This window comes from Stenotrophomonas sp. YIM B06876, from assembly GCF_030711595.1.
Taxonomy (GTDB): Bacteria; Pseudomonadota; Gammaproteobacteria; order Xanthomonadales; family Xanthomonadaceae; genus Stenotrophomonas.
The window spans coordinates 1-2,844 of the sequence record NZ_JAUJUJ010000092.1; the positions used below are offsets into that span (position 1 = coordinate 1).

Consider the following 2,844-nt stretch of genomic DNA (forward strand, 5'->3'; position numbering starts at 1 on the left):
CGCGTGTCGATTTTTGCGCTCTACACCGGCGCTTCGGCCGAGACCGTCGAGAACTCGGTCTCGCAGGTCATCGAGCAGCAGCTCAAGGGCCTGGACAACCTGCTCTACATGGGCTCGACCAGCGACGCCTCGGGCAGCTCGCGCACCACGCTCACCTTCAACCCCGGCACCAACATCGATGTGGCGCAGGTGCAGGTGCAGAACAAGCTGCAGCAGGCCATGTCGCGCCTGCCGCCGGCCGTGCAAAGCCGCGGCGTGACTGTCACCAAGGGCGGCAACGACTACCTGATGACCTTCACCTTCACCTCGCCCGACCCGAGCGTGAGCCAGGTGGACATCGGCGACTACATCAGCAGCAGCCTGATCGACGTGATCGGCCGCATCGACGGTGTCGGTGACGTGACCCTGTTCGGCACCAGCTATGCGATGCGCGTGTGGATGGACCCGGCCAAGCTCGAGAAATACGCGCTCATGCCCTCGGACGTGGGCAATGCCATCAATGCGCAGAACGCCCAGGTCTCGGCCGGCCAGCTCGGCGCCCTGCCCGCCGTGGGCGAGCAGCAGCTCAACGCCACGATCACGGCGCGCAGCAAGCTCAAGACGGTCGAAGAGTTCAACAACATCCTGCTCAAGTCGGCGCCCGACGGCGCCGCCGTTTTTCTCAAGGACGTGGCCCGGGTCGAGCTGGGCGCCGAGAACCTCACCATCACCTCGCGCCTCAACGGCCAGCCCGGCGCCGGCATGGGCATCGTGCTGGCCGACGGCGCCAACGCCATGGCCGTGTCGGATGCGGTGAACGCCAAGATCGCCGAACTGCAGCCCTTCTTTCCCTACCACCTCAAGCCCTTCATCAGCTCGGATTCCACGCCCTTCGTGCGCGCCTCGACCCACGAGGTCATCGTGACGCTGATCGAGGCCATGGTCCTGGTGGTGCTCGTGATGTTCGTGTTCCTGCAGAACTTCCGCGCCACGCTGATCCCGGCGATCGCCGTGCCGGTGGTGCTGCTGGGCACGTTCGGCGTGCTGTCCCTGGCCGGTTACTCGATCAACACCCTGACCATGTTCGGCCTGGTGCTGGCCATCGGCCTGCTGGTCGACGACGCCATCGTGGTGGTCGAGAACGTCGAGCGCGTGATGAGCGAAGAGGGCCTGTCGCCCAAGGAAGCCACGCAAAAATCGATGGCCGAGATCACGCCCGCGCTGGTGGGCATTGCGCTCACGCTGTCGGCGGTGTTCATCCCCATGGCCTTCTTCGGCGGCTCGACCGGCGTGATCTACCGCCAGTTCTCGATCACCATCGTCTCGGCCATGGCGCTGTCGGTGTTCGTCGCGCTGACGCTCACGCCCGCCCTGTGCGCCACCCTGCTCAAGCCCGTCGCCAAGGGCCAGCACAGCCCCCATGGCAGCGCGCCGCGCAAGGGCCTGCTCGGACTCAACGACCGCTTCTTTGCCTGGTTCAACCACCACTTCGACCGCACGGCCGAGCGCTACCAGGGCAGCGTCGGCGGCGTGATGCGGCGCAGCAAGCGCATGGCCGTGGTGTTCCTGCTGCTGTGCGCGGGCATGGCGGTGCTGTTCATGCGCCTGCCCACGTCCTTTCTGCCGAACGAAGACCAGGGCTTCATGCAGGTGCAGATCACCCTGCCCGCCGGGGCCTCGAATGCGCGCCTGCAGGCCGTAATGACTGAAGTGAAGGACTACCTGGGCCAGCAGCCCGATGTGATCAGCTTCAACTCGATCACCGGCCTGAGCGGCGACCAGAGCTCGGCGCGCGGCTTCGTGCGCCTCAAGCCCTGGGACCAGCGCAAGCGCGCCGACCAGAGCGCCGAGGCCATCGCGCGCNGAAGTGAAGGACTACCTGGGCCAGCAGCCCGATGTGATCAGCTTCAACTCGATCACCGGCCTGAGCGGCGACCAGAGCTCGGCGCGCGGCTTCGTGCGCCTCAAGCCCTGGGACCAGCGCAAGCGCGCCGACCAGAGCGCCGAGGCCATCGCGCGCAAGGCCACCAAAGACCTGGCTTCGATCCGCGATGCGCGCATCTTCGTGCTACTGCCGCCCGCCGTGCGCGGCCTGGGCGCCAATGCCGGCTTCAACTTCCAGCTCAAGGACCTGAACGGCCTGGGCCATGCGGCCTTGGTCGAAGCACGCGACAAGGTGCTCAAACTGGCCCGGGAACACCCCGAGCTGAGCAATGTGCGCGCCACCAACCTCGACGACACGGCGCAGCTCGGCGTGCTGATCGACGACCGCAGGGCCGCCGCCCTGGGGCTGTCGACCAGCGACATCAACGCCGTGCTGTCGAGCGCCCTGGGCGGCACCTACATCAATGACTTCCTGAACAACGGCCGCGTCAAGCGCGTCTACATGCAGGGCGACGCGCCCTACCGCATGCTGCCGCAGGACATCGGCCCCTGGACGGTGCGCAACAACCAGGGCCAGATGGTGCCGTTCTCGGCCTTCACGTCCACCGAATGGACCTACGGCTCGCCGCAGCTGCAGCGCTACAACGGCAGCCCGAGCTACGAGTTCGTCGGCAACCCCGGCGCCGGCGTGAGCTCGGGCGTGGCCATGGGCGTGATCGAAGACATCATGAAGGAGATGCCGCCCGGCATCGGCTACCAGTGGACCGGCGCCTCGTACCAGGAACGCCTGTCGGGCGCCCAGGCGCCGCTCTTGTATGCCGTCTCGATCCTGTTCGTGTTCCTGTGCCTGGCCGCCCTGTATGAGAGCTGGTCGGTGCCGATGTCGGTGATCCTGGCCGTGCCGCTAGGCATCATCGGCGCACTGCTGTTCACCAGCCTGCGCGGCCTGTCGAACGACGTGTATTTCCAGGTCGGCCTGCT

The 2,844-nt window shown here is 66.7% G+C and carries 1 protein-coding gene and 1 pseudogene; both read left to right on the top strand.

Annotation, left to right across the window (positions count from 1 at the left end; all coding sequences use genetic code 11):
• Positions 1 to 3: 3 nt before the first annotated feature.
• Positions 4 to 1,644, top strand: a pseudogene (locus QZH66_RS14815) (efflux RND transporter permease subunit); the annotation flags it as partial.
• Positions 1,645 to 1,876: 232 nt separating this feature from the next.
• A partial coding sequence (locus tag QZH66_RS14820) for an efflux RND transporter permease subunit (protein WP_305806688.1) occupies positions 1,877 to 2,844 on the top strand: 968 nt, incomplete at its 3' end.